The sequence below is a fragment of the Paenibacillus sp. FSL L8-0435 genome (genome assembly GCF_037965655.1).
Lineage (GTDB): Bacteria > Bacillota > Bacilli > Paenibacillales > Paenibacillaceae > Paenibacillus.
The window spans coordinates 1234596-1254452 of record NZ_CP150185.1 but is presented as its reverse complement, the minus strand read 5'-3'; the positions used below and the strand labels follow the sequence as shown (position 1 = coordinate 1254452).

The window sequence follows — 19857 nt, the reverse complement described above, 5'->3', positions numbered from 1 at the left end:
TACATTATAATCTATGGACAAATGTCCTGAACAGTCTTTTTCGACAATATGTTGAGTTCGATTCCTAAAAATTAGACATGAAGTAAGGTGCAAAACGATTATTCAAGTCATAAACTTGTAGTATAATCTAACAACCAATAAATGGACGAGGTGCATGGTGATGAGAATCGGAATTCCCAAAGAAATCAAGAACAATGAGAATCGTGTAGCAATGACTCCGGCCGGGGCTGCTGATTTCATCAGAGCCGGTCACCAGGTACTGATTGAACAAGGCGCGGGGATCGGTAGTGGATTCACGGATCATGAATATCAAGCTGCGGGCGCCGAGATTCGGATTGATGCCAAGTCAGTCTGGACCGAAGCCGATATGATCATCAAGGTGAAAGAACCACTTGCCAGTGAATATGGATATTTTCGTCCGGGCCTGATTCTGTTCACATACCTGCACCTCGCAGCGGAACCGGATCTTGCCAAAGCCCTTATTAAAAGTCGGGTAACGGCTATTGCCTATGAGACGTTGGAGGTTAACAATACCCTCCCCCTGCTAACTCCTATGAGTGAAGTTGCAGGCCGCATGGCCTCCCAGATCGGAGCACAACTACTGGAGAAAACGGAAGGTGGCAAAGGCATTCTGTTGTCCGGTGTACCAGGCGTCAGTCGGGGGAAAGTGGTCATTATTGGTGGCGGTACAGTTGGAACAAATGCAGCCAAAATTGCTATTGGTCTTGGCGCCGATGTGACCATCCTTGATCTGAATCTGAATCGTCTGCGCCAGTTGGATGATATCTTCGGCAATCAGATCCAGACGCTGGTATCCAGCCCGTCCAACATTGCAACAGCTGTTGCTGCGGCAGATCTGTTGATCTGTGCGGTGCTGATTCCGGGCGCCAAGGCGCCAACACTTGTCAGCGAGCAAGTGGTTAAGACGATGGCACCGGGTTCGGTCATTGTGGATGTGGCGATTGATCAGGGCGGGATCGTTGAGACCATTGATCATATCACAACCCACGATGAACCGACCTATGTGAAACATGGCGTCGTGCATTACGCGGTGGCGAACATGCCAGGCGCCGTGCCGCGGACGTCCACGGTGGCGCTGACCAACGCCACCATGCCTTATGCGCTGCAGCTGGCCAACCACGGTGCAGCAGCCGCGATTCGCAGCAGTTCGTCCATTCGCAGCGCGGTCAACGTGCTGAATGGACACATCACGTATGAGGCGGTCGCCCGGGATCTCGGGCATGCCTATGTTCCGGCGGGTCAGGCGCTGGAGAATACCGCCGCTGTCCAGTAATCTTGATATGATCGTTCCACCCGGCGCCTTGTTGCCAGGCCTGTGGAACGCAATAGAAGCGCAAGTCGGGCAGATGATGTTCCCGGCTTGCGCTTCTTGATTTTTTTCACATAGGATAGCTTGTTGGTTGGTATAAGGCCTTTAGGTTGCTCCGGTTTTTGGCGCTTCAAACTGCTCGCTCACTGCACACTTCGCGGAAGTTGCAATCCCGGCAGGACCGGTGCGAAGGCATCGCTGTGAAGTAGGTGACGTCCTTGGGACGGTTATAATACTCATCCTCCACGCAGGATCGCATCTCCTCGATATAACGGCCTACGTTCTCCTCTACCTTCCTTATATCCTCTTCCGTTGCGGTAAATTCTCGGTGCTTCCCGGTTAACAGATACTCCACTCGCAGCTCAATCTGCTCCAAGGGAACCCGGTAGTGTTCTCTCACATAGGATGCGTACAGCATTAGCTGATCGGAGAAGTCATCTTCCTTGCCCGTCTTCCAGTCCACAATGACAATATTGCCGTTACTGCGCCGATACAATAAGTCCATCTTCACATACACGCGTGTATCGTGCAGCATCATGGTATCCCATTTCTCAATCTCCAGAATGTCCGTACTTGCCCGGGACAAGTCCTCCCACGTAAGCGTCTGGTACAGGTTGCTGACACAGGCCGAAGCCCGTTCCTTAATCGTGGCAATCCGGTCATTCAACGTATCATCCCCGTAATAGATCTCCGACAGCATCGTGCGATTCTTGGGGTTCAGCCGCCACTGATCCACATCCATGGATTCCACATACGCCTGATTCAGCAGCTTGCGTATCGTCTGTTCCAGAAAGTGTTCACGCGGTTTATCCTTGCCCTCTTCCCTGCTGCGTACCGCCGACTCACACATCCGATGTGCGAGATCCCCGAAGACAAGGTACAGATTGCTGAGCTGTTTCAGACGGTACAGACGAACCTGCATCTCATCAGCAGCGTCTGCCTTCCAGCCGTTATGGGCACCGTAATAATGATAATAATATTTGCGCAGGCACTCATCGAACATACTCGCCCGCGACTGCGAATAAGACCATTGCGGGTATTGTGCCATAAGGTATTCTGCCTTTCTGTATGCCGGATCTGCATGAGATCCCTTAATGCTCACAGTATAAAGCCCGGGCAACATTGCCGCAAGCATGCTTCCGTTATTTTCTTCTGACGCAACCGTTTCCGATTCGATCCGTATCGTTTATATAGTAACATCACCAAAAGATGAAATTGCGGAGCAGAACGCTTAATATACTCCATAGAGGGCAGCGAATCCCAGACCGGGATGTTAGTATGGGTCTAACCCAGGGCCAGTGGGGGCCCGCGCTAACGAATCTCACACACCTTATCACGTGGATTATGAGGTTTTATGGAAACTAACGAACCCCAGACACGCTAATTAGTCTTTTTTCGATTGTAGAACGTGTTTATTTTATAAAAAAATTGTACAGGCATATCCTAAAAGGAGGCACTACCCATGAATCGACCGGATTGGTTCCAGGCGGAAGAAGCATTACAACAGATCCAAGTCATCGGAAGCGACCGGAATGAGCTCGTGAACATCATCGGCGATGTAGAAGGATTGAATTGCATTGGCACAGGTACAGACGCGGCTGTATTTATGTATGACGGCTTGCCGCAGTATGCCTTCAAGATGTACTCGGATCATGCCTTGGACAAACTCGAAAATGAAAAACAGGTATACGAGCAGCTCAAAGGCCTGACATACTTCCCTACCTATTATGGCAGCGGCCGGAATGTACTCGTGATCAGTTTTGAACCTGGGGATACCTTGCTGGAATGTTTGGAAAAAGGAATCCCCGTCCCCGAGCAGGTCATGCTCGATGTGGACGCAGCGCGAGAAGCCGTTCGCAGCCGCGGGCTGAACCCTCGTGACATTCATCTGAAAAATGTAATCCTCCAGAACGGACGCGGGAAAGTAATTGACGTCTCCGAGTATATTCAAGACGGCAATGACAATCGCTGGGAGCATCTGGTCTGGGCCTATCACAACATCTATCCACGAATCAAAGGAACGCCCATATCTCCACGCATGCTGCAAACGATCAAATGGGGATACAATCAACTCGATCATGCCAATGTCAAAATGGACGACCTCGCCAAGAAAGCGAATAGATTGTTCTCCAGATTTATGAAATGAGCACGTTGTACACGTAGATAATTGTCTTGATATTATTGAATCAAAACCACCCGGATAATAGCCTTGAAGAGGCCTTTATCCGGGTTATTCTCATAGGGTCACAACCATCTTTATAGACATTTTATTCGAGACTACTGGTAAACTGGTCGTGCTCAATCTTCTTTTCTTCCACGTCCCTGCGAGGGGGTCATGCCCTTGTATTGTTTGTATAATTTCGTAAAATAGTTGGCGTTGTCGCAGCCAACTCTGGCGGCGATCTCCGTAATGGTCAGACTGCTGCCTTGCAGCAGTTGCTCTGCTTCACTCATCCTGCACCCGTTCACGTATTCCACAAAGGTACGTCCGGTCAGCTTTTTGAACATTTTGCAGAAGTGATACGCATTCAATCCCACATGACTTGCCGCTTCCGTAACAGACATCTTACCTGTAGGGTCCGCTTCAATCTGCGCAATTAACTGTTTGAAGCGTTCGCGGTTTGGAAAATACGATCCGACCGTTTTATCCGGTAGCTGCTGCGGCATAAAGGTACGCGCAAGCAGGGTGAACAAAGCATGCAGCTTGGATTTCACCACGAGCTGATAAGCCGGGGGCTGTAATGCCATTTCCTCCACAGCTTCATTCAGCAAAGAATAATAGCCTGTGCAGGCTGTGTTTTCCTCTGCCGGTTTGACCGGAAACCTCACCCTTCCTTCCAAGTACGGCGCGACATATTGCTCATGTACAGGATCATGAGTGAAATCATGGAACAGTGCACGGTTGACCACAACGGAATCATAATGCACATCCCCCTCATCCAGAGCATATCCGACATGCAGTGTACCTCCAGGAATGATGATGACCTCACCTGCTCGAACCACATAAGGTTTGCTATCAATATGAAACAGCGCACTGCCCTTGCGCATAACAATCAGTTCAAAGTGTTCATGCCAATGCAAATACAGAATACATTCTTCCGCTTTCATATCTGAACACCGATTTTGGAACAGCTGAAACGGATGCGATTTATGATCAATTCGGGTATTTTCGTGAAGCGCTTTCAGATCCAGCACGACTTCTTCCCCCTCTTCACAAGATCCGACTATTATTACACAAGATTGTTTAGAGCCATCCCGTTAATCCACGGCTATAATGAGTGTGTCACGAAGTACTATAAGCCAATATTGGAGTGAAATACAACCATGAATAAATCATTACGCATCGGTACCCTTGTAGGCGGGCAGGACGCCGTCCGCGTTATCCCGCAGATCATGCAACACGGCTTCGAATCATTTAACCTGACCTTCTGGCAAACGACTGGTGATCTGGACCTGGCAGAGACAGCCAAACGTGTCCGTGAAATTGTGGACGAACAAGGCATTGTCATCTCCGCGGTGAGTGTATTTGGTAACCCGCTAACGGGAGCCGGAGACAACGCCGATACACTGGCAAGCTGGGAGCGGGTGATTGATCACGCACAACTCTTCGGTGCGGATATCGTCTCCGGGTTCACCGGACGATTGACCGATCAACCCATTAACGAGTCCATCCCCCGGTTCAAGGAAGTGTTTGGCGAACTGGCACGCCGGGCAGCAGACCGGGGTGTACGCATTGCTTTTGAAAACTGTGATATGGGTGGCACCTGGCAGACAGGCGACTGGAACATCGCCCATAATCCGACGGCCTGGGAGATGATGTTTGATGCTGTTCCGGATGAAAATGTAGGCCTGGAGTGGGAGCCTTGCCATCAAATGTCCAGTCTGATTGATCCTATTCCACAGCTACGCAAATGGGCTCATAAAGTCTTCCACGTACATGGCAAAGATGCCACGATTGCCTGGGATATTGTCAAGGAATACGGCGTGCATGGCCCACGTGAATTTGTCTGGCACCGCACACCCGGCTTCGGGGATAACAACTGGGCAGACATTATCACCATTCTGCGTCAGAACGGTTATCAGGGCACGATTGATATTGAAGGCTGGCATGATCCCGTCTACAAAGACGAACTCGAAATGACCGGACAGGTGCATGCTTTGCGATATTTGAAACAATGCCGCGGCGGCGATTTTGTGCCAAATCCAGTATAGGAAACCATGCGAGCTGTATAACACAATCCATGCGAAGGAGATGAGACGATGAGTCATGCTTATCAGGTAATTATCGCTGGCTGTGGCGCCATGGCCAATACGTGGGCAGACTATGCCTTGCAAAGACCGGATACGGAAATCGTTGGGCTGGTTGATCTGTATGAACAGACAGCCACTGCTTTCGCTGCAAGACATGGTCTCACCTGTCCTACGTTCACCGATATCCGCGAGGCCATTCAAGCGACCGGTGCAAATATCGTGTTCGATGTCACGATTCCGGCGAGTCATTACGGCATTGCCATGACAGCGCTGAAGAAAGGGTGTCATGTCTTTGGCGAGAAACCCCTTGCGGAGTCCTTCTCCGACTGCACAGATATTGTGCAAACCGCTCACAGCACAGGACGCATTCAAGCCGTCATGCAGAATCGCCGTTTCGATCCGCGTATCCGCGCCTATCAGCATCTCATTTCCGGCGGAGCTATAGGGCAGGTAGGTTATGCCGGAGCCGACTTTTTCCTCGGGCCACACTTCGGCGGATTCCGAGACCTGATGGATAGTCCGCTGCTGCTCGATATGGCGATACATACGTTTGATCAGGCACGATATATTCTCGGAGCCAACCCGGTATCGGTATACTGCCATGAGTTCAATCCTCCAGGTTCCTGGTATCAGGGCAATGCGATGGCGTTATGTATATTTGAGATGTCCGACGGGTCCGTATTCAACTATCGCGGATCCTGGTGCGCAGAAGGTGTACCCACATCATGGGAAGCAAGCTGGCGCGTAATCGGTGAAAAAGGAACCGCCATCTGGGATGGTCATGATGACATCTATGCTGAGGTGCTTACTGCGCAAAGCCTGGATGCTGACGGCAAACCATCCTTTTTCCAGCCAAGTGAGCGGATTGAAGCGGAACTGCCTGTCATGGACAAAACAGGTCATCACGGCTGTCTCGAAGACATGTTCGCCGCACTGGAATCCGGCCGACTGCCTGAGACCGATTGCAGCGATAACCAGTTTAGCATGGCCATGGTCCTCGCTTCCTTGGAAAGCGCACGCACAGGCCAGAAAGTCTTCATCGCCAATCTACTGAAAAACACATAGCGCAGCACCTGTATATTTCACCATAAGCAAAGCCCAAACTGCAAAGTCAGCAGTTTGGGCTTTCTTGTTTTTTTACCTACTCACCTATTCTAAAAATGATATCGTTCAAAAACAGTCGCGCTCGATAGTAAAAGTAGTGCAGGGAACGAAATCGATTCTGAAGAAGCAAAGCGTTCGCCTTTATCCCCGGATTTCGACTTTACAAAAGTCGATCAGGAAATCCGGGGATAACAGCGATCAAAAGAACGATTCGTAACCGGAACGGCTGCTTCGCGAGCAGTGAGTTTTTTTTGAACTTTCATCATTTTAAAGAATTCCTTTTTTCATTGCCTTGTACACTAACTGCGAGAACAGACTGTTGGACCAAGCAAACCATGGTCTAGTGAACGTGTTTGGATCATCGGCGTGGAAGCCCTCATGCATATATCCAGTACCCGCATCCGTGTTCTCCAGCAATTCAATCATCGCTAGCATCTCCTCGTCATTGTCTGCGGTCAGACCCTGCATGGATAGCGCCATATGCCAGATGTATCCCGGAGGGGTGTGAGGGCTACCTATACCTTTGGCTACCTTCCCTTCATAGTAGAACGGATTTTCCTTACTTAAAATGAATCGACGTGTGTTCTGATACACCCTGTCTTCAATCGAAGCATATTCGATATACGGAATGGACATCAGCCCAGGCGTGCCCGCATCATCCATCAGACAAAAGTTACCGTAACCGTCCGTCTCATAGGCATAAATCTGCCCATACTCTGGATGACGGTAAGTACCGTACAGGGCAATACCATGTCGTATTTCTTCTTCCAAACGAGCCATCCGGCTTACCAGTTGTTCATCCCTGAACACCCACTTCGCGATCTCCCCCATCTGGCGCAAGGTTACCGCAGCGAACATGTTCGCCGGAATATTATAATGAAAATCACAGGCATCATCACTCGGACGAAATCCGGACCAGATCATCCCCGTGTAATTCACAGGCATACCCAATCCTTCATTACGCAGCGTATCATGGGCTGGACAATTACGGCGCATGAACCGGTAAGGTGAACGCTCTGAGTGATGCTGTTCTGTCTCCCACAGGTGTACGATATTCTCCATCACTTTCTTGAAGCGCTCATCGAATATATCTGTAAGTTCAGTCTCCCGCCAATATGTATAAGCCAGCTTCATAGAGAAACAGAGGGAATCCAGTTCAAACTTCCGTTCCCACACCCAAGGTGACATCTCCGTCTCATCATTGGCATCCCAATGCCATCCATTCGCCGTTTCATTGAATGCATTAGCATAGATGTCCATATCAGCATAGAACGTATGCCGTTTGATTAGGCCTCCGATAATACGCTGCAACTTCTCGTCACCCTTGGCAAGCGGAACATAATGCATGACCTGCTCTACGGAATCCCTTAACCACATCGCGGGAATATCCCCTGTAATCACAAAGGTTGTTCCATCATCCAGCAGCTTCGTGGTCGTTTCCAGTGTATTCGGAAAACAATTGCGAAACTGAGCAAGCAATCTCGGTCGATGTTGCAAACGCTCGTCCGCCTCAGTAAGAATATCCTGCACAGCTTGTGGCAATTCCAGTTGTGGCATAGGGATTTTCGGTAATCTGAACTGTTCCATGGATGTCGTCTCCTTACAACTCTATTGTTATTTTTGTTATGATAAATTATAATAACATTATTATTTGTAAGTGTACTGTGTCAGAAGATGATCGTCAAATGAAGGAGTAATGATATGTCACGCAAAGTATCCATTCAGACGCTGGCTGACCAGCTCGGATTATCCAAATATGCCGTCTCCCGCGCACTCAGTGGCAAGACGGGTGTCAGTGAAGCAACACGCGCACGAGTTCTGGAACTCGCTCGTGCTTTAGGATATCGCCAAAGTACTCCAGGTGCTAACAATATTCCTGCTGCAAACCATGCAGATCCGTCCGATCCACCGTTCGCTCTCATATGCATGAATCAGCTCAACCGCGGTGAACCCCACTACTGGCAACGTGTTCTGTCAGGCATGATCTCCGCCTGTAATGAGCGCGGTTGGCATCATGCGATTGTATCTCCCTCACTCGGAGTGACGGACGAGAACACCTCTCCCGAAAAAGCCATTGCTCCTCATTTGGACTGGGAACGATGTGCTGGGATTATTGTCATGGGGGCTTTTCCTCATACAGTTCTGCAACGGCTCTCTCAGACCGGTCGGCCTATTATTCTGGTAGATCATCAGGAACCATTGCTGAATTGTGATACAATCAGCCATGATAATCTGGAAGCTGGCATCACCGTGGCTAGATATCTAATGTCTATGAATTGCCGAAGGATCGGCCTTATCACAGATGATGGTCGTGCTGCCAGCTTCGCGCAGCGGAAGATCGGCATTGAACTGGCTCTGAACCATTTTCATGTGGACACCAGTCACACTACCAGCTTCAGGGAATGGAATATTCCTTATGAGAACGGCGAATGGGTTAACCCGTTGGCTACTACAATTCAAAATATGCCAGATGACGAGCGCCCTGATGCCTGGATCGGTGTTAATGATGATATTGCCTTGCAGTGGATGCACAAATTACAGGAGATGGGCATCTCCACGCCTAAAGATTGCCTTGTCATCGGTATCGACAATGTACATTCTGCGGTTACGTCCTCCCCGCCCCTGACCACGGTTAATCTGTGCAAAGAGGAGCTTGGGCAACGTGCGGTGGAGGCTTTACAGCGCCGGATTGAACGCCCTGGGACGCCTAAAGAGACGGTTATGTTATCGACCACGTTGATTCCAAGGGAATCGGCATAATTCGGAAAGGGTAACTGCACTTTTCTGAAGATGGATTTGTTATGTACTTGCTGTCTCCGTGAATCTGGTACATACAAAAGAGGCCCCGCATACCATTATGCAGGGCCTTTTCGTATATTAGGCTTATATCCTTATATTCCTGTACATTTACACTTAAATCTACTGATCCATCCACCCATCCTTATACATCCATTCGAAGCTTCATTTACTTTATGTCTGAGAATTGTACTACTGGTTATTTCAGCCAAGGCAGGCTATCGTACGACGGAAGATCCACTTCCCAATTCACATCACGGACCTCTCGGTTAACTGCGGTTCGTTTCAAAGTGAATTTCGTTCCATTCTCTTTTTTAAAACCATGGATAATCAACCTGAGATCATCTACGATGTATTCTTCATTGTTTTTATTAGGCTGATTCGTAGTTCCCATCACTTCAACGGGATACTCCTTTCCTTCATGATCTATAGCCACCCATTGATCTCCGTTAATATCATTTTGGAAAGTCCCTGATCCCTCCAAAACAAGAGAAGAGGTCCCTTCAAAGTTTCTTTCAGGTAGCTTTAATGATTGCTGCACTGGCCAATAATTGTATTTGGAAAATAAAACTTCATCTCCAAATTGTTCAAACTGTAGTACGTAGGTGTAGAATTCAGCATCCTTACGCATCTTTTCCAAATCCACTTCCACGGACTTCTCCTCCCACACCGGGATGGTGTAGCCATCGAGGACAAAGCGAATTTTCTTCGCATCCACCGTAACATAAGCAGGGTCCCATGTCTCAGAAAGCCTCATCTGACCATCATTATTCTCACTCAATCTACTCATATCTCGGAACCGAAATTTGGCTTGACGGGCATTGGTTCTGTTCTCGTTAAAAATTCGATACTCATTCGTTTCTGGAATTTCGATATGATACATTAAATCCATATCATCCGCCCAATTCTCTCCGACTTTGGCACGAAGTTGATCTTCCAGACTGATGTTCATGTCAAGACGGGTCCCGTTTGGCGTGCGTACAAGCTGTGTCATATCTAGTTTCAAGCCCTCAGGAGTAGTGTAGGTGTTGTTCATGGGAGCCTCAACAGCCATTAATTTGGCTTTGGTCATGTCGATGCTGAATTTAAAACTCCAATCCACCGTAACGTCTCTATCCTCATATGACTCTGTCACAAAATTATAGAACACTCCTACTTTTAAATGTCCTAATTCTCCACGCACGAACACCTGATCAGGAATATCTTTGTGAAACTGAAATACAAATTTGTCAAGAGAGCCACTGCTTATTCTGGTATCCCTTGCAAGGGTCGCAACCTCTCTTCCCGTTTCATCAGTGACATGAATTCTTCCCATTTCAGGATATAAAATTGACATTCCGGTTCCATCAGGTGCTGTTTGTTGCAGCCTCATTACAATTTGAGAACGATCCACCAGCACATCTTCAATCTTGAGCTTGTATCCTTGATCTTCAATAAGTAGATTCGGATTAACCACAAGTCCAAGAGGTTTAAGACGTTTATAATCATCCGCAAAATAGGAATATTTCAATGCTTCCGGCACAGGCATATTCGGTAGCGGAGGGCGATCCACAGCGCTCACTGAGGGGGAGGGTGGCTCTGTTGTACGGTCAAAAGCAAACCAGGCTCCTCCGGCAAGAATCACAACTGCCGCTGCGGCGATTCCAGTCCGACGCATCCAATGCGTTCTCATGGATTTTTTCACGAATGGATGCTCGTCTTCTCCACTTTCCATAGACACGCCATCCAACTTCTGCATGACCTTAAGCGTAAAATCTGCGTCCGGCTCCTCACGGTACAAATGCTCTTCCCACAACCGATCTTCATCCTTTGAAATAGGCTTCATACGTGGCTAAACCTCCTTTGCGTTCCATTAGCTTCCTCAGCGTTTTTTTCCCGCGATAAAGGGCATTGCGCACTTTGGTTGAACTCATACCTGTAATGTCTGCAATCTCTTCATAGCTCAACTCGTTTGTGTACTTCAGTAATAACACCAGGCGATACGATTCAGGTAACTGTTCGAGCTGGCGGTATATTTCACGCTGCATCTCTTTATGCAGCACACGCTTTTCAGGTGTTTCATTACTGACAGGTTCGATCCCCTGATCGACCGGAGACATGACGGGTTTCTTTTCCCGTATAAAATCCCGCATCCGATTCACCGCAATGGTGTACACCCACGACGAGAAACTGCTTCCCTCCCGCCGCGACGGGAGATAACGATAGATACGAATGAACGTATCCTGAGCGAGATCCTGTGCATCCGGATGACTCGCGCCCATTCCGCGCATGATGCCGTAGACTTTATTTTTATATCGATCCACTAGCACGGAGAACAACTGCTTATCCCCTGCAACAATGCGCTGAATAAGCTCCTCCTCCGGTATCTGTTGAGTCATGTAATCCCCCTTCTCTACAGCTTCCATGCATGGTTCTGTACTATATAGACGGAAGCCGTTCCCGAAACCTCTCACTTTATCCAAAAAAAAGAATTCGCCCTCATCGGCGAAGCCGACTGGGTGAACTCTGCGTACCAACATATTGTGATCGCCGCTGCACATTCTCTACAGGTTTCGTGGTGAATTTTATGGCAACCCGAATCACACATTCCGTGGTAACCTCTTCCTGCTATCTTACCTTTCCTGTCTTATTTGTCTCTTAATCTTCCCTGTTCTTCTCCCCGACAAAATCAGCAAGCTGTGAATAGATCGCCACAATCTCATCCATCGACATACGCACGAGTCCACTGGACGATGGAGCGACGAACTCCTGGATCTCCTTGACGACCGGTTCGTCCTGGAATCCCCATTGCACTTTGGTACGCTTGCTGTACTGGGTGTATACACCTTTTCCGACAAAACAAGCGATGTCCGGTCGGTATTTCTCCAACTTTTGCCGTAAAATCTGTCGTCCTTCTGCGTACTCTTCCTTCGTAATATCCTCCATACCTCTGGTGGGCCGGGCCACAATATTCGTGAATCCATATCCCAGCTTCAGCAACTCTCCATCCTCCTGTGCATCATATAAACGCGGGGTTAATCCCGACCGTTCAAGGATGCGCCAGAACCGGTTTCCTTTGTAAGCATAATGATGACCCGTCTCTCCAGACGTAATGCTCGGATTGAAACCAATAAACAATATCGATAAACCAACATCCAGATGATCTGGAATCATGATGGGAAGCCCCCTTATCTTTTTTAACTAATTACATCTTTCGTGTGTGTATAAAATGATATAATAAGCAAAGTATTTTCGAAATCGGATTGAAATTTTCATGAAAAAGGAAGCTGAACTAATGATTGCAGACATCATGCTTGAAGTCGTCCTGCCCGTCTTTCTCCTGATCGCCGTCGGGTCCTGGATGCAAAAGGTGTTCAAGCTGGACTTGTACACACTCGCCAAAATCAATTTCTATTGTATTACCCCCGCAGCCGTCTTTATGAGCATGTACCACTCGGATATGTCGGGCGAACTGCTTGGGACCGTGACACTCTTTTACGCGATATATGTATTAATTCTCTATATTGTAGGTTCTGTATTTGCGCGCTCGCTTCGGATGAATAAAGGCATGAAGGCTGCCTTCAACAACAGTATTATGCTGGATAACGCAGGCAACTATGGACTGCCCATCAATGCACTGGTATTCCGTGGCGATCCACTCGCCTCTTCCATTCAGGCACTGGTCATGTCTTTGCAGGCATTACTGACGTTCACCTATGGCGTGTTGTCCATTCAGGGCGCGAAGCTCAAAGGTAATTACCGTGCGGTGATTATTGGATTTCTTAAAATGCCCGTTCCATATGCGCTCTTGCTGGGGATTCTGTTACACATGTGGAAGGTTCCCTTGCCTACGTTCCTGTCCATGCCGCTAACCTATGCGCAGCAAAGTATGGTTGCCGTGGCGCTGCTGACACTCGGAGCACAGATTGTAAAATATCCAATTCAACTGTACCGTCTTGATGTGTATATTAGCACATTTTTGCGTCTTCTGATTGGCCCGGCTATCGGCATTTCAATTGTGCTTCTGCTTGGGTTGGAAGGTATCGCTGCACAGGCACTCATTATCGCTTCGGGTATGCCGACCGGTGTCAACGCATCCATCCTTGCGGAAGAATACGATAACGAACCCGATTTTGCAGCCCAGACGGTGCTGATCTCAACGTTGCTTAACATCATTACGATAACAGCACTGATTTCTTATGCCAAAACGTTCTAAAATGAAAAATAAGTCCATGACCCATGAGCAGGGTTGTGGACTTATTTTTGCGGTGCTGAAACTATGTTTCAAACGTCGTTCGTTCCGGGAACTTGCCGCCTTCCCTGAATAAACATCGTACCAGTCGCTGCGCGGCTCGGTTAAAGAAAAAACTCGGGCTTACCCCATCCACCTGGACAGGTTCCAGTTCCTTCACACTTTCCTTGATCTTATTCATCTCAATGAGCCCCATCTTTCGCTCATTTGGTCCGAATCGATAAATAACCTTCTCATCGTCCTCCGTCTGTTTCACCAGCAGAATCACGGATGCCATACAGGTTACCCCCTATCGTTACGTTCTGAGATTCCATTAACTACTTGCCTACTATCATTATTACCCAGATTCTAGTGGAAGGATATAGGACTTAAGTTAGTTATACCTAAATTAAATATCCTGATATAAAGATTCTCTGGAATGAGTCGTTAGGCTCACAAACACCGTGTTTACACTATCCTAATGGATAGTCACTGTCATGAAAGTGCGTACTGCCCAAGTCGTTTTTCTCCGTTTATACTAACCTTATCTTGAATTCCCAAAGGAGAGAAATATATGTCTACAGCTCAAATATATAGCCACGGTGTCCCGTGGGAAGAGGCATTCAGTGTGGCTCAGGGATACAGTGTTAACGGTACGATCTACATTGCAGGACAATTTTCACATGATATGCAGGGGACGTTTATTGGTGTCGATGATATTGAAGCACAGGTTCGCCAGACACTCGATAACTTGGATCGTGTGCTCGCCGCATTCGATGTAACCAAGTCGAACATTGCTGAACTGGAGATTTTCTTAGTTCATCCGCAGGAGCATCTTGAGCCATGTGTTGCCGTGTATAAAGAGTACATTGGTACTCATCGTCCGGCTGTTACGATGGTTGGGACATCGGGTCTGGCCTTCCCTCATCAACTGATCGAGATTCGCGCCGTTGCTCATACCAACTGATTCGGAAAATCCCTAACGCTCCAGCACTAAGAAAAACGACCTGATGAGGTATTCACTTTAACGAAGTTCATACACACAAAAAAAGCAGGGTCGGATAAAATCCGCACCTGCTTCATCATTTATTCTTTTTATTAAACAATTTACAAACGCGGGTCTACCCGCTCCGACTCCAGTGATAGCGTTGCCAGCACACATTCATGAATTCGCTCCACTGGCTCTCTGCGTATAAAGCGCTCAATCCCCTCCATGCCCAAAGCACTCTCCATTAAGGCGTGGCGTTCTTTTTTGGATGTTTTACGTTTACGAAGTCGGGACAGATTCTCGGGTGCCAGGTAATCCATACCATAGATGATGTGCAAATATGCACGTCCTCGTACTTTAATCGCAGGCTGGATGATTTTATTTCCGTTCCAGGCGCGGAACGTTTCAGGTTTGATCACAATTCCCTCATGTCCTTCCGCCGTAATCTCATCCCACCAACGAATGACATCCGCTTCATCTGCCTCACTTGCGATCACGCGATATTCCGTCTCCATCATCAAGGTCGACATACGGGCGAACTCACGGTTTTGTTCCAAATGCCATTCATGGGTTTGCTCCCAAAATGCTCCCGTGCTATGTGCAAGTGTATGGAACGGCGCAATCCGAATGTCCCCGATATCATCCACATCCCAGCAGTATTTCTGGAATACATCGCGGAACGTTTCGGCATTAGTGAGTTTACCTACTGTTTCCTGCAACCACTCCTCTACGTTACGACCTGCTGCTTGAGCTTCGCGCAGTTTGTCCAGCACCGTAGAGCGATCCATCATAGAGGCTTCAGCCACATGTGCATATTGTGAAGCAATCAGCTCACGCGCCTTTAGATTCCAAGGTACAATCTCCGCATCGAGCAATACAAACTCCGTCTGATGACGCTCAAAATAACCGTCTACGGTCAAGTCCGCATGTAATCTGGAAAGCACATCTTGCTCTGTCGAAGGGTCAAAAAAGGATCGGCCCGTCCGGGTCACAATGTTCCCCAGCATCGGTCGGCCTACTCGCTGCACCGCAGCTTGCTCATCGCGGAAAAGAAGCAAAATGGCCCGGCTGCCCATGTGTTTCTTCTCGGCAACCATACGGGTAACGCCCTGTGAGCGATAATATTGGAACGCATCCTGTGGATGCTCCAAGTATCCCTCTACGGAGCATACACCCGGCGGAGGACTCATCGTAGGCGGGATGTAAATCAGTTCTTCCAGCGGCACAGTATAATGGGAAAACGTATCAATTGCCGTTTTCGCCACCTCACCGTGCACAGACACATCAAGCTTGGATGCTGTTTGAACCGTGAAACCCTCCTTGAACTTACGTATGTTGGGCGGAGCAAAACGCCGCTGTTCCCAGCGCTTTAATGGACTATCTGGATCTCCAGCATAATCCTGCCTCGCCGGAACACTGACTGCCTCACGTTCTGGCATTCGCCAAGCAGTGAGCATGCCACCAAAAACGACACCTTGATCAATGTTGACCGTATCATTCACAATCGTAGGATATGGACGGGGATCATGTCCCCAGACGATGCATTCACCCGAATTGTGATCCACGTACCAATCCTTGCGCACAGGCCGACCCTGCTCATCCGTACCTTCCACATCGCCATATCGGCAGTAATCCTGAATGCGTTTGGACTGTTTTCCGATAAAATGATCTCGAATCCCGGCGTGTGCAACAACCACTTGTCTTACCCCGTTGCGGGAAAAGACCAGATGAGATGGTGCATCAAGCAGAAAGGTCCTTAGCTCTGCACGTACTCGTTTTGCTGTCTCCTGACCTTGCTCCTGCTCAAGCTGAAGCAGTTCCATCTCCACCCGTTCGTCACCATGACTCAGTGTCACGTCTCGACCATCCAGATAACGCGCAATTTTCCAACCGTGGTTACTGTCAATCATGTAGGCAAGCTCGGCGGCACAATGTCGTTGCCAGAACAACAGGCATTTTAACGATTCTGGCCCACGGCTCGTTACGTCACCAACGGAGACTAATCTGCGTCCTTCGGGGTGACGGTACAGACCAGTCCCATCCTCGTCAACATACCCTAGACGGACGATTAATTCCATCATTTCATCGTAACAACCATGAATATCTCCGATGATATCAATACCTGTACCCATATCAATCACCAGCGGATTGGATGTGCGGACAAATGTAATCTCATCCGGCTGCTTCAGCACATAACTGGCATCAAAGCCATCCTCACGGATTGAGCGCAATGTGCGCTTGAACTGTTGCACCTGTTGTTTCACCCGTTGACGCCCACGCGGATAATCCCGTCGGGCATCACGTTCCAGCAGTTCTTTTTCAGGGATATCCAGCACCACAGCAATCACGGGAACATGAGCTTTCCTTGCCACCTGAATCACTTTCTCGCGATCCTCGGGATACAGATGTGTAGCATCGACCCAGGTCAACTTGTTCAGACGGCAGCGGGTTGCTAGCATCGCCTCCATCGCTTCAAATGCTTTGGCCGATACTTGCTGATACTCCGCATAGATCACATCCGCTTCGCTGCGGGGACGGTGTTTCCAATCCACATACTCATCATCTCCAACCAGCATGCGGAATTGATCGGATGAGACGCCTTCCGTGCGGCGAATGACGCTTTCTGCAACGAGACGATCCAGCAACGTACTTTTGCCACTGTTTGACGGGCCGACAAGAACAACGATACCTGCATGGGGTAGACGAATCTCACGTTGTCTTTCCTCCATCCCATTTTTCCGATCCTGCTGTCCTCTGCCCGCACCAGTTGTTTCGCGAGAACCCTTTTCTTTACTCATGATTGACTCTCCTTTCTCCGCTCAAAAATGACCAGTTGGGTAGGTTGTCCATAGCCTTCTGCATGCTCACCGATGCCCTTAATTTCATAGGCATAGTTCCCCTGTTGCGTCCATTCCTCACACCGGGAAACCAGTTCCGCACGGGTCCACTCGAAGCGATGATCATGGTGACGGAAGCTTTCCTGCTCCATTGCATACACTTCGTTATATTCCTTGTTTGGTGTAGTGACCAACAGCACATCTGGCTGATATTCGTTCATGATTGTATCCATAATTCCGTTCAGACGATATTCCTCAATATGCTCAATCACTTCGCACAGAATCATAACGTCCTGGTTTTGCATCTGCTCGTCAAAATAAAACAATGAACCGATGATCGGCTCCGGCATAGCCACCACTCCAGAACGACCCTCGAGCTTCGCGAAGCGCTCCATGGCCCGAAGTCGTGACTGGCCCGAAGGTTCAACGGCCAGAATCGACTCCACACCGGGAATGTACGCCAATCGGGCAGATAGCTTGCCTTCCCCTGCTCCCATATCTACAATGCTCCGTTTCACTGGTAACGCTGCAACCACATCTGTGATTGCACGATAACGCAACTCGTTTAACCTCACAGGAGGTTCTGATTGGCTGCCATCGCTAACAGACTCGGACCCACGCTGCTCTTGTTCTCCGTCTTCTCGATGTTCCACGTTAACCTCCTGAATAACCGCCTCCGAGATGTGGCCTATTCCTCTCTCCTGTCCAAAAGACGCAGACAAAGCACCCTCTTGTCGCTCATACTGTCGGATCAGTTCGGCAAAACGCAACGTACGCTTCACAATGAGTTCTTTCAGTGGGTGAGCATCCAGCCACCCTTCACCATATCGTTTGATTTTATCGATCTCATCTTCACTGATGAAATAATGTTTGTAATTATCCAGCACTGGAATCAGCAGAAAGAGCTGACGCAGCGCATGTTGTACCGTGTTACGACCACGCAGGATGATATGGCGAACCGTGCTTCTATTTTTCAGATCAAATGAATACGAAAGCTCTCCTCGTTCCACCGAAACGGAGTATCCTAATGGCGAGAATAATTCCTCCACAACCTTATCGGGCAGATCGGAAGCCACTGGGCCAAATTTCAGTTCCAGTTCAAAGGCATGATTCACCCACTGCACATAGTCTTCCTTCGGCTTACCATTCAAGGCCGTCCCGAGCGCCGCACGTATGTAGGAGCAGAACAGACTGCTGGTCACGAACTCACGATCGTTAATATATTGCGTTATGTCATACCCATCAGGTGTACCTCTGACCAGATCCACAGGATCAGGCTCGGCATGAATCAGTACTTCTGTTTCGTTCTCTGTAGCCGCAGTGTACACCATTCTTACACGCACACCTTTGTCTACGCGGTCATATATATTCAGCGGATTCTTCGCTAACAAATGGGATACAACCCCCACGTCAGCGCCGCTTGCTTTCAAGATCAGATGCATCAATTCTCCTCCTTCGGATCAATTCCATTCTCTTTCACGATTTCCGTTGTCATCAAGCCCTAATTAGTTCCCCATACCTCTTGCAATGCAAATCGAAAAATCCGGTCCAATTCTTCAAATTCAATAATTTGCTCATTATCCATCTTGCCGGCCATTCGTTCAAAATGCTCGATCTTCTCCGCCAAAAAAGCTTGTATTGCGGGCAACTGCGGCTCCAGATCCAGTTCCTCGCCCGCCTTTTTCCGGCGCAGCAATTCATGAATCTCCGTATATAGCGGTGTAGTCGCAGGTACAAGTTCTTGCACCAGCTCTTCAAATGCCATCGGTGGCATTGCATCATAACGTTCAATCCAGCCACAAGCGAGCAATGGACGAAGCACGTAGAAATACTTTTTGATCTTCACCTGCTCACCTTGTAAATAATCCCGGAAGTTCCCCTTTGCCATATTCAGATAATGATACATGCAGGACTTGGGCGAGAAGGTCAAAGGTGACAGTGCACGGATATGCTGTGCCACGTTATACTGTTCATCATACTGAATCGGGGATTGCAGCCACTCCAGTAACGGTGGATTGGATTTGCGAAACAGCTTCAAGGCCTTGCGCAGATCCCAACCATTGATGTCGAGCTGATCACTGATCGGGCGTTCGATCACATCCCTTTTATCCTCAATCGACAAGTACCATTCCAGTGGTCTTACATACAGAAAACGCACATCATAATCACTATCCTGGGAAGGAAATCCCCAAGCCCGACTGCCGGATTCACAGGCATAGATAATCCGAACTTGCTCCTCCTGTTCAATCTGCTTCAGCTGTTGTCTAATCGTATCTCTCATTTCTTCATGAACATGAGTCATGTCAGTCGCCTCCTTTTAAAAAATTACAATATGGATCAT

At 48.4% G+C, this 19857-nt stretch carries 17 protein-coding genes; 7 read left to right on the top strand and 10 right to left on the bottom strand.

Annotated features, from left to right (window positions below; all coding sequences use genetic code 11):
• The first annotated feature begins 160 nt into the window (after window positions 1-160).
• Window positions 161-1294 carry an alanine dehydrogenase gene (ald, locus tag NST33_RS05595; RefSeq protein ID WP_339307184.1) on the top strand — a complete coding sequence of 378 codons (1134 nt, stop codon included), beginning with the start codon at window positions 161-163 and terminating at the stop codon, window positions 1292-1294.
• Between the two features lie 166 nt (window positions 1295-1460).
• Here the strand turns inward: ald and NST33_RS05590 are convergent, their stop codons facing one another.
• Window positions 1461-2378 (bottom strand): PD-(D/E)XK nuclease family protein, encoded by a 918-nt coding sequence (locus NST33_RS05590; protein ID WP_339308619.1) that lies wholly within the window; start codon window positions 2376-2378, stop codon window positions 1461-1463.
• A gap of 414 nt (window positions 2379-2792) precedes the next feature.
• Between NST33_RS05590 and NST33_RS05585 the strand changes: the two genes are divergently transcribed.
• Window positions 2793-3476 carry a serine/threonine protein kinase gene (locus tag NST33_RS05585; protein ID WP_339307183.1) on the top strand — a complete coding sequence of 228 codons (684 nt, stop codon included), beginning with the start codon at window positions 2793-2795 and terminating at the stop codon, window positions 3474-3476.
• Window positions 3477-3628: 152 nt separating this feature from the next.
• Here the strand turns inward: NST33_RS05585 and NST33_RS05580 are convergent, their stop codons facing one another.
• Complete coding sequence (locus NST33_RS05580) at window positions 3629-4525, bottom strand: AraC family transcriptional regulator (protein ID WP_339307181.1); 897 nt, start codon at window positions 4523-4525, stop codon at window positions 3629-3631.
• A gap of 129 nt (window positions 4526-4654) precedes the next feature.
• Between NST33_RS05580 and NST33_RS05575 the strand changes: the two genes are divergently transcribed.
• Window positions 4655-5542 carry a sugar phosphate isomerase/epimerase gene (locus NST33_RS05575; protein WP_076214488.1) on the top strand — a complete coding sequence of 296 codons (888 nt, stop codon included), beginning with the start codon at window positions 4655-4657 and terminating at the stop codon, window positions 5540-5542.
• 48 nt (window positions 5543-5590) lie between these two features.
• Entirely contained in the window at window positions 5591-6646 is a 1056-nt protein-coding gene (locus NST33_RS05570) for a Gfo/Idh/MocA family oxidoreductase (protein ID WP_339307179.1), read from the top strand.
• Window positions 6647-6952: 306 nt separating this feature from the next.
• Here NST33_RS05570 and NST33_RS05565 read toward each other — a convergent pair whose 3' ends face one another.
• The gene (locus NST33_RS05565) at window positions 6953-8272 is read right to left on the bottom strand and encodes a glycoside hydrolase family 125 protein (protein WP_221819004.1); all 1320 of its coding nucleotides are present in this window, start codon (window positions 8270-8272) and stop codon (window positions 6953-6955) included.
• Between the two features lie 114 nt (window positions 8273-8386).
• On the opposite strand from NST33_RS05565, the gene NST33_RS05560 reads away from it, so the two are divergent.
• Window positions 8387-9445, top strand: a complete 1059-nt coding sequence (locus tag NST33_RS05560) for a LacI family DNA-binding transcriptional regulator (protein ID WP_339307177.1) — start codon at window positions 8387-8389, stop codon at window positions 9443-9445.
• 235 nt (window positions 9446-9680) lie between these two features.
• Here NST33_RS05560 and NST33_RS05555 read toward each other — a convergent pair whose 3' ends face one another.
• The 3 genes from NST33_RS05555 to NST33_RS05545 all read right to left on the bottom strand — a co-directional run bounded on the left by NST33_RS05555 (window position 9681) and on the right by NST33_RS05545 (window position 12634).
• Window positions 9681-11306: a hypothetical protein gene (locus tag NST33_RS05555; RefSeq protein WP_339307175.1), complete on the bottom strand. Its 1626-nt coding sequence runs from the start codon at window positions 11304-11306 to the stop codon at window positions 9681-9683.
• Window positions 11284-11859 carry a sigma-70 family RNA polymerase sigma factor gene (locus NST33_RS05550; RefSeq protein ID WP_339307173.1) on the bottom strand — a complete coding sequence of 192 codons (576 nt, stop codon included), beginning with the start codon at window positions 11857-11859 and terminating at the stop codon, window positions 11284-11286. The genes NST33_RS05555 and NST33_RS05550 overlap by 23 nt, the downstream gene beginning before the upstream one ends.
• Before the next feature lie 259 nt (window positions 11860-12118).
• A complete protein-coding gene (locus tag NST33_RS05545; protein ID WP_339307171.1) occupies window positions 12119-12634 on the bottom strand; it encodes a mismatch-specific DNA-glycosylase in 516 nt (171 codons plus the stop codon).
• A 121-nt stretch (window positions 12635-12755) separates the two neighbouring features.
• Here NST33_RS05545 and NST33_RS05540 point away from each other — a divergent pair, with 121 nt between their 5' ends.
• Window positions 12756-13676: an AEC family transporter gene (locus NST33_RS05540; protein ID WP_017690279.1), complete on the top strand. Its 921-nt coding sequence runs from the start codon at window positions 12756-12758 to the stop codon at window positions 13674-13676.
• A gap of 61 nt (window positions 13677-13737) precedes the next feature.
• Here NST33_RS05540 and NST33_RS05535 read toward each other — a convergent pair whose 3' ends face one another.
• Window positions 13738-13989, bottom strand: a complete 252-nt coding sequence (locus NST33_RS05535; protein WP_036606446.1) for a hypothetical protein — start codon at window positions 13987-13989, stop codon at window positions 13738-13740.
• Between the two features lie 276 nt (window positions 13990-14265).
• Between NST33_RS05535 and NST33_RS05530 the strand changes: the two genes are divergently transcribed.
• Window positions 14266-14658, top strand: coding sequence for a RidA family protein (locus NST33_RS05530; protein WP_221819000.1), 393 nt, complete (start codon window positions 14266-14268; stop codon window positions 14656-14658).
• A 140-nt stretch (window positions 14659-14798) separates the two neighbouring features.
• Here NST33_RS05530 and NST33_RS05525 read toward each other — a convergent pair whose 3' ends face one another.
• The 3 genes from NST33_RS05525 to NST33_RS05515 form a co-directional block, all read right to left on the bottom strand.
• Window positions 14799-17408: a polynucleotide kinase-phosphatase gene (locus NST33_RS05525; RefSeq protein ID WP_339308617.1), complete on the bottom strand. Its 2610-nt coding sequence runs from the start codon at window positions 17406-17408 to the stop codon at window positions 14799-14801.
• Between the two features lie 65 nt (window positions 17409-17473).
• Window positions 17474-18958 (bottom strand): 3' terminal RNA ribose 2'-O-methyltransferase Hen1, encoded by a 1485-nt coding sequence (locus tag NST33_RS05520; protein WP_221818999.1) that lies wholly within the window; start codon window positions 18956-18958, stop codon window positions 17474-17476.
• 59 nt (window positions 18959-19017) lie between these two features.
• Window positions 19018-19818, bottom strand: a complete 801-nt coding sequence (locus tag NST33_RS05515; protein ID WP_221818998.1) for a nucleotidyltransferase domain-containing protein — start codon at window positions 19816-19818, stop codon at window positions 19018-19020.
• Window positions 19819-19857 lie beyond the last annotated feature (39 nt).